Source organism: Dokdonella sp. (assembly GCF_049593775.1).
Lineage (GTDB): Bacteria > Pseudomonadota > Gammaproteobacteria > Xanthomonadales > Rhodanobacteraceae > Dokdonella.
Map to the genome: position 1 here is coordinate 1 of NZ_JBAWHJ010000467.1, position 8,077 is coordinate 8,077.

Annotated in this window: 6 protein-coding genes; 2 read left to right on the forward strand and 4 right to left on the reverse strand. The window is 58.0% G+C overall.

Features of this window, described 5'->3' with window-relative positions:
* From WBP53_RS16065 to WBP53_RS16075, 3 genes are all read right to left on the reverse strand, one after another.
* Positions 1-196 (reverse strand): hypothetical protein (locus tag WBP53_RS16065; RefSeq protein ID WP_423930738.1); only part of this gene is annotated, 196 nt, incomplete at its 3' end.
* Between the two features lie 46 nt (positions 197-242).
* The gene (locus WBP53_RS16070; protein ID WP_423930739.1) at positions 243-1,754 is read right to left on the reverse strand and encodes a DUF1254 domain-containing protein; all 1,512 of its coding nucleotides are present in this window, start codon (positions 1,752-1,754) and stop codon (positions 243-245) included.
* A 210-nt stretch (positions 1,755-1,964) separates the two neighbouring features.
* Positions 1,965-3,476, reverse strand: a complete 1,512-nt coding sequence (locus WBP53_RS16075) for a DUF1254 domain-containing protein (RefSeq protein WP_423930741.1) — start codon at positions 3,474-3,476, stop codon at positions 1,965-1,967.
* 375 nt (positions 3,477-3,851) lie between these two features.
* Between WBP53_RS16075 and WBP53_RS16080 the strand changes: the two genes are divergently transcribed.
* Positions 3,852-4,934, forward strand: a complete 1,083-nt coding sequence (locus WBP53_RS16080) for an AraC family transcriptional regulator (protein WP_423930743.1) — start codon at positions 3,852-3,854, stop codon at positions 4,932-4,934.
* 516 nt (positions 4,935-5,450) lie between these two features.
* Here WBP53_RS16080 and WBP53_RS16085 read toward each other — a convergent pair.
* Positions 5,451-6,293, reverse strand: a complete 843-nt coding sequence (locus WBP53_RS16085; protein ID WP_423930745.1) for a hypothetical protein — start codon at positions 6,291-6,293, stop codon at positions 5,451-5,453.
* 774 nt (positions 6,294-7,067) lie between these two features.
* On the opposite strand from WBP53_RS16085, the gene WBP53_RS16090 reads away from it, so the two are divergent.
* Positions 7,068-7,934 (forward strand): sel1 repeat family protein, encoded by an 867-nt coding sequence (locus WBP53_RS16090; protein ID WP_423930747.1) that lies wholly within the window; start codon positions 7,068-7,070, stop codon positions 7,932-7,934.
* Positions 7,935-8,077: the final 143 nt, after the last annotated feature.

Consider the following 8,077-nt stretch of genomic DNA (forward strand, 5'->3'; position numbering starts at 1 on the left):
GCGTCGGCGTGCGATTGCTGTGCAGCTTGTTGATGCCGCCAGCCATCTTCACGATGCCTTCGAACTCGTAGTCGGTCTGTGCCTTGTCGAAATTGTCGACATTGATGACGATGGCGTCTTCTGCCATGACTGCCACGGGCAGCATGGAAAATGCGCAAATGGATGCAATTGCGCCAGCTAGAATCACTTGTTTCATTTCAATTTCTTCCTCTCGGGGGAAAGCGGGTTGCAGCGCGGCTCGCTCACTCGGCTATCACGATGCCGGGCGGCTTCCAGTTGCCCTTGCCAACCGGAAGGACTGTCACCGCCTCGGTGGCCGGCTTCGGCCAGTACAGGCGCATGACCATGTAGGCCGTTTCATTCGGCGCTGGCAACCAGTTGGCTTCCTTGTCCTTGCCCGGCGAATCCTTCTGGACATAGATCGTCACCGATCCGTCCGCATTCTTCTTCATGTCGGAGACCATCGCCGTATTGACCAGGTAGCGGTTGATCGGGTTCTCGACCATCAACTGCGACTTGCCGTAGTACATCGTCACCGACCAGAACGCGTTCACAGGCGGCAACTCGCCTTTTGCGAAGGTGAACGTATAGTTGTGCTTGCTGGTATCGACGACTTGGCCGTTGGAGTCCACCCGACCGAACAGGTAAACGGCCTCGACGGCATCGTTGCCGTAGATACCCGCCTTGGCGGCGCCTGCACGCATGAGCCAGTCGCCGTTGAAGTGCGCCCGGTCACCCGGCAACGAGCCGAGTTGCCAGCCATTGACATCGATCAAGCCGGAGCCCAGGTAGGCAGTAACCTTCTCGTCACCGGATTTCATGGCCTCGACCATCGCTTGCTGGCGCTCGGGTGAGAGGCTCTTGATGTCGAATTTCTTGCCGGGGCCGATACCGATCGCGGCCAGCCTGGAGCGGATGTCACGGTCTTCGTCAGCTTCGGGAACGTACTCAAGCGCGGCGCCGAGATAAGTCCAGAAGTTCGCCTTGATTCCAGCCGTGGTGGCCGGCAGGAAACCGGGGTCCGCCGCCGGAGCCGGGGCCGGCTCGCCCTGGAAGGCCGACAGTGGCTGAAGCTTGTACTCGGCCTGGATTTTCTCGACATTTGGCATGTCGGTGGGATTCATCAGCTGGGTGCGGAATGCAATGAGACTGAATGGTGTGAGCGATTGAAATACTTCGTCGATGCCGGCCGGCTTGTCGCCCTTCCAGTCGGGGCCGACGACCATATAGCTGCCGGCTTTGCCGCCGGTGGCACGGCTACCCATGTAGCCGTAGTTGTAGGTGTGGCCGTCGTTCAGCATCACTGAGTAGTAGCGGTCTTTTACGGTCGGGATCGTGACCACCATCGGCTCGGCACGCAGATCCAGCCACCCAAGGGAATACGGCGTGTCGCTGTTGGCGGTGACAACCGCGGTGTCCTTGTAGGTAAACACGCGCGCTTCGTTCTTGATCTGGTTGAACGGAGCCTTGTACTGGGACGAATTCGGATCGACCGCGTATTCATTCATGATCGCGTAGTTCATGACCAGCGGCAGGCCGTAGATGAAGCCCTCTTCGGCGAGCGCCTTGAATTGCTCGGTGGTCAGGCCTTCTGCCGCTGCGACAGGTGTTGGCGTGGCGGGAGTTGCCGTTGTTTCGGCCGGTGGCGTGGTGGTTGCTGTTTCGTCGGCTTGCTTGTTACAGGCCGACAGAGCGGCGATCGCCACCAGGCCAGCTACCGCCAGCTTGAGGGAGTTTTGAGGGGAGTTCTTCATGATGCTTCCTCTTGATTGAAGTGGTTGAGTACGTTGTCTCGCATCAAGCCTGGTGCAGGTGCAGGCTGACCCTGAGGCCTGCCTGGCTGCTCCTGAGTTTCAGGCGCGCGTGTGACCCATTTGATCGGCGAAGCTACACCCGATCGCCGGGTCGAAAAACGGACGGAGCGAATGATTGACAATTCAATTGCCTCCGATCCGTTCGATTGACTATTTGACCGGTTCGATTTCACTCGGCCGCCAGGTCTTGTTGATCCACGGTTCAAGCGGTCCATACATGCGCAGGATCGCGAACCAGCTCTTGCCCGGCAGTGTCTGAAGCCAGTTCCCCTCTTTGCCGATTGGTGGTTTCGGCGCGAAATAGAGGTCGTAGGAACCGTCGGCATTCTTTTCAAAGCCCTTGCTTTGGCTGCCAAGGGTCGGGAACGGCTGCTCCGTCTGCAACAACGAACGGGTCTGCGTGTCGTAGATGGTGACAGCCCAGAAATTGTTGACCGGCACATTCGGCGGCAGATGCAGCTTGTAGGTTTTCGAGCCGTCGAACGCCTTCTTGTTGGAATCCAGATAGGCAATGCCGTAGTCGGAACCGGCGCCTGCTCGCGTCATCGCCATGGCCGGGGTGACGCCGGTGGCGTTGTAGTAGAACAGCACCCTGGCATCGAGATTCATCGCACCATCGTCAGTGAACGAGGTGTTCTTGTTGGCATAGCCCATGGTCCAGGCACTGTTGGTGTCAGGGTAGATCTCCACGCCCTCGATGCGCGGCTGATAGGTGATGGCACGCGCGGTCGCGGCTCCGAGAGTTGCAGCCTCTGTCAGCAGTTTCTTCATGCGTGCATCGGGGCTGAAAGGCTTGCCCTTGACGATTCCGATAGCGGCCAGGTTGCCACGCATCTCCGCCCCGATCGCATCGATCGGCTCTTCTTGCACGATCTGATCAAGGCCCTCATAGAAGCTCAAGTCCCTTGTCACTATCGTGCTGTAGCTTTTCCCGGAAAAATCGACGAACACCGTCGCCGGAGGATTGGCTGCCTTGGACAATGGATAGATCTTGAGTCCGTCCTTGATGTTTTTGATGGCGGGCGCCAGACCCTTGGCAATCGAGCCACGCAGGAACATCAGGTTGTGGTACGTCGGCATCTTGACGACGAAATAGCCATCGGGCACAGCATCGGTGTATCCCGGGGGCAACAGCAGGTACTTGCCGCCCTTGCCGTGGTCAGGGCCGGGCAGGCCCATGTTTTCGATGTAGCGGAACCAGGCGTCATCAAGGAAACCGAGCATCCCCGGCGGCAACTCGACCACCAGCGGACCGTCGACCTTCAGGTCTAGGTAGGTCAAGGCATACAGTGTCGAGGTATTGCCGGTCAGATAAAGTGATTCCGGCTTGAGCAGTTGCTCGGTGATAGTGACGGTATTCGAAGTCCCGCCGATGTCTGCATTGCCCATGCGCATGGCATACAACGATGCGGCGCCCTGATTGTCCAGATACGCCTGGACACCGCGCATGCGGTCGAGGTTGTCATACAGCTTGTCGATCGATGCATCGCTGGGCACACCGTCAAAGAACTCCAACTCGCCAATAGTCGTGTCAACCTTGTCCGGCATCGAGATCGACTTCAGCGTTTCGGCCGATACTTCGGCTCTTGCGGAGTTCGTGCCGGAGAATGCAAGTATTGAAGTGACTATGGAAACTGCCAATGCACCAAGGTGCTGCCTCATGTCGTGCTCCATTTAGTAGTGAAGTGTGGGCTGCTCATGCGTCGAGCGCCTGGCTGGCCGTGCGAGCGGATAAGAATCGACCATCCATTCGCTTCAATGTGGACTGGCAGTGATGCCTCCAGGCGGCCGGGATCGAGCGTCGCTTGTTGCCAGAGTCGGGATCGCGCCGGAACGTGGTTTCCGCTGTGTAGATTGAAGTCTTTCCGGGTTCGATCGATGTCTGTCATCAGATACGGCGTTCCGGGCCAGCCGGTTGTCGATGCGCCAGCCAGACCGTATTTATACCGCGTTCGTATTTGCAATCAATCGTTTTTTTGTGACACATTGCGCAGGCGAATTCCTGCCTGCCAGATTCTTCCTCGATCAAATTCTGTCATGCCCATGCCATCTACGGTTCGCAGTCACACGGCGCCGCGCATCTTGCGCGCATCGGGGGTGGTGCCAGGGGGCTTTGACCGCGCAGCGTCGACGATGGCATTGGGACCCTTGCTTGAGGAGTTCGGCGTTGACCTGGCCAGCATACTTGCGGAATCGGGATTGCCGGCCGGATTGTTCGATCACCCGGACAATCTGATTCCGTATAGAGACTCATCGCGATTGCTCGATCTTTGTGCCGCGCGAACCGGATGTGCACATCTGGGTTTGCTGATCGGAAACGCGACGTCTATGGATGCTCTGGGCATTGTGGCCGAACTGACCAGGTTCTCCGCCGATGTGCGTTCCGCCTTGCTCATGCTCTGCCGCTTCCTGACCTTGTCGGACGGGGGCGGTCAGCTCGCGCTTTCAGAGACTCCAAGGCACGCGAGCTTCAGCTACATGATCTACGAACCCGGCATCGATGATATCCGGATAGTCACCGATATCGTGCTGGCGGAATCCTGCAATGCACTGCGCGAACTATGCGGTGATACGTGGTCGCCAACGGAAGTCCGCTTTTCATACAGGCCGCCAGTCGATCTGCAGCCCTATGTCGATACGTTCAATGCACCCTTGCGATTTGACGTGGAGCAGTCAGCCGTCGTCTTCGATCGCCACTGGCTGGACCAAGCGCTTGCTTCGACCAATGCCGTGAAATTGAAAACCATTGTTGCGCAGGCGAGGGCTCTCGAAGCCAGGGAAACGGGTGATCTGGTTGCCCAGGTACGCCGGATACTGCGGCGACGCCTGTTGCTAGGCAATGTCTCGATGCAACGCGTGGCTTCGGAACTCGGCATGCATCGCCGCAGCCTTGATCGAAAATTGCAGGCTCATGACGCCACGTTCAAGGGGTTGAGTGACGAAGTCCGCCATGAAGTGGCAAGGCACTTGCTGATCAACACGGACATGCCAATCCAGTCGATTGCGCACAGTCTCCAGTACGCTGACAGCAGCGCTTTCAATATCGCGTTTCGGCGCTGGTCTGGCACGACACCCACCCGCTGGCGACACTCCAATCGCGTATCGCCCGCGGGACACTGACCACAACGATGGAAAATCGTGAAGGGCATTCGTCCGCCGCTTGAACGCTGTTGTCCTGGCCCCTGGAGGTAGAATCCTGCACTTCGCAATCCCGTCGATCGGGGCTGAGCCCCAAGGACTCCGGAAGTGGAAATGCACGTTTCCCCACCTGGATTTCCAGATCAACGAGATCAATCCCTCCGCGACCGACTACAACCAGTTCTTCCGGTTGGGTTAGGGCGGAGATGCAAATTCGTCGAGCATCCGCTTCGTCAATGATCAATTCGATGGATCGCAGGTCTTCACAAGCAACTGGCCAACCGGAACCAGACCGCTGCCAACGTCCAGGGAAGCGGTAACCAGGCGGCCAGCATTGCCTGCGCCGCCTGACGACCTGCGCCTGCATGCCGACTCCCTGATTCAGGGCGTTGGACTGCTCGATACCCACGGCGGCGACACGATCTTCAGCAATGAATTCGACTAGCCGAAGACTGTGAAACCGGCAGGTGGATCAGGACCGAACTGTGCGGTGTGCAATCAGTCCGGAGCCGAAGGATCAAAGCCATCTCGGAAAATGCCGTCGCTTTCGTCAAAACCGAGAAGCTGGAATGGGAAATCCACGGGGAGATCGGCAGCCGTCAAATCCGGGTTTCCAACGTCGATGACAGCCTGCCATACGCCGCCGGCAATTCTCTGGCGTGCGTTGTCGCCAGGCCGATTGCGGGCGCCGACGACGGTTACCGGCGGATCGAAATGGGCGGCGGCTAGAGCAATGGTCGAGTTCCAGTCGAGCCAATAGGTGCCCGGGGTGAACTGGCCTGGATTGCCGCAGGCGGCTGGAATGGCCACTTTGCTTCGCCAAACAAGGCGGTTGGTTGCAGCGGTACTGCCGGGCGGTGGGGCTACCGAGTTGAACACGCGATAGAGGCCTGAGCTTGTCGAACTTACCAGAACGTTCGTTGTTTCATCGCCGCAGATTATATTGCTGCCCGGATCATCCGGAATGCCGTCCCAGATGCGCAGGGTGTAGTCCGTAACCGGCGAGATCGTTCCCGCGTAACCGGTCTGATAGGTAAACAGTACCGCGCCGGTCAGGGTCCACGCCTGGCCTGCAGGAACAATGAAGTCATCCGCGCCACGGAAAATTGTGGTTGTCGTGACACTCATCGATACGCCGCTCAGGGTGTTGGCTTCGGTAAGAACGCCATCATCATGCTGTACCTCGGACCAACTAAACCCGGATGGCGCAACCGTACCGCTATCAGTAATCGGACCCGAATCCAGCGGGCCGTTGATGTATAGCTGTGCACTGACGGTGCCGGCGAACGAGACAACCGCCAGAGTGAATGTGAGTCTGGATGCAATTGCGATGGTTTTCATGATCGGTCTCTCCGTTGAATTCAACGCGCATGACAATGGCCATTGAAATCGCTGTCCGGCATCGACATCAGACAGCTGTCGCTATGTTCGCAAGCCGCGACCAGCATCCTCCCCAATAGGGCTGATTTCAAGGAGTTTCGTGAGTCCTCCGATCCAGTGTGAATGTTGCATGTTCGGCATCAGGGATCGCGCACTTTGCAGCCATCCGGGTCACCTCGACCGAGATTCGCCGATTTCCGCGAACGGTGCCGTCAAGCAAGAAGCATGCTGAGCGAATGCCATGCCGGGATACGCGCAGGGCGAGCACCATGCAGGGATCTGTCGGCGGCAGCCTGGATGCAGGTTCGTGTGTGCACTTGCAGGCCGGTCGGCCAGGATAGCTGCGTCTCCAGAAGCGAACATGGGGCTGGCCCGAAAGTCCTGCGACGCCATGACCTGACAGGCAACGAACGCCCCTGCAACGGAAACGAACCTGTCATTGGAACGTCTGCGAGTTCGCCGTCGTGGCAATCAGGAAGGCATCGATTGTTGCGTCCATCCGTATTGAACAGATCAATTGGCCATTGTCGGAGGTGCGGGCAAATCCCGCGATCGATCGCTGATTCGCAAGTGAGCCGCAGCTTGCCATATCTCCTATGTGGCGGTTTCCATTCACGTTTGTCGCCAGAATTGCTATTCCTTGTCTTTTGCAATGCAGATCTTGCGACGGTCTGACGCGTTCGTTCGTCCCCTAATCATTGGGCGCCCTGGGGCGACTTGTGGAGGAGGTGTGAAATGGGAGTTTCAACGCGCTTCATGCAGGGCATCGTCCTTGCAATGATTTTTTGTTCGACTCCATTGCTGGCACAGGAGGAGGCCGAGGGCGAAGACGGCGTGGAGATGGGGAGTGCACCTTCCTATGACTCGCGCGGTAATTCGGATCGCGACCAGGGCTTCGTGGGACCAGGAGACAGGGCTCGTCCCGGTTTGTTGTTCTTCAACAAGGGAGTCACAGCCTTCACCAAGGCGCAATACCAGTTCGCGATTGAAATGTACTCGGTGTCCGCATCCTGGGCTTACAAGCCAGCTCAGTACAACCTCGCAGTCATATATGCGAAGGGCGAGGGGGTGGCAGTGGATATGCCAAGGGCCATGGCCTGGAGTGTCCTGGCGGCAGAGCGGGGAGATCCCTACTACGTGAGGGTGCGCGATACGATCAACGACGAACTTGATGCCGATCAGCTTGAATTGGCCAATGTGATCCTCGAAGAACTCAAGCCCAAATACGCCGACGAGAGTGCATTGCGCAAGGCGAAATCACGATGGAAAGACGTCAAGCTCGAGGCGACAGGCTCTCGGCTCGGGTCCGTCGGCAACATCAAGGTCGGGATGCCCGGAAACTCCATTGGCAGCTCTCAAAAGTCGGATCCGGGCGCGAGGCAATCTGCAGCGTTGAACACATCGGCTTCCGAAGTCACGGGCGGCAAGCAGGTTGATGGTTCTATTGCATACCGGCAACTTCAGGAAACCGACAATCCCTATGACCCCAAGCACATGGTCACAACCGGCACGGCCACGGTGGGTCCAATCGGTCCTGTCGGCGACGACACGAGTAGCCCTGACGACGAGAACGCGTCTGCCAGCGAATCGGGCAAGCAATAGATCCCACGGAACTTCGAGTCACGGATCGTCGAGGTCGCTAGGTGCGCGGTTGTATGTCCACGGCCATGAACAGGAGGTTGCATGAAGTACTTGAAACGTCACACCAGAGTCCTTGCCGTACTGGTCAGTATTTGCTCCATCTC

Bases quoted from the DNA above. Each gene is read 5' to 3' on its own strand.
- WBP53_RS16075 (WP_423930741.1), bottom strand. From the start codon at position 3,476: ATGAGGCAGCACCTTGGTGCATTGGCAGTTTCCATAGTCACTTCAATA.
- WBP53_RS16070 (WP_423930739.1), bottom strand. From the start codon at position 1,754: ATGAAGAACTCCCCTCAAAACTCCCTCAAGCTGGCGGTAGCTGGCCTG.
- WBP53_RS16080 (WP_423930743.1), top strand. From the start codon at position 3,852: ATGCCCATGCCATCTACGGTTCGCAGTCACACGGCGCCGCGCATCTTG.
- WBP53_RS16085 (WP_423930745.1), bottom strand. From the start codon at position 6,293: ATGAAAACCATCGCAATTGCATCCAGACTCACATTCACTCTGGCGGTT.
- WBP53_RS16090 (WP_423930747.1), top strand. From the start codon at position 7,068: ATGGGAGTTTCAACGCGCTTCATGCAGGGCATCGTCCTTGCAATGATT.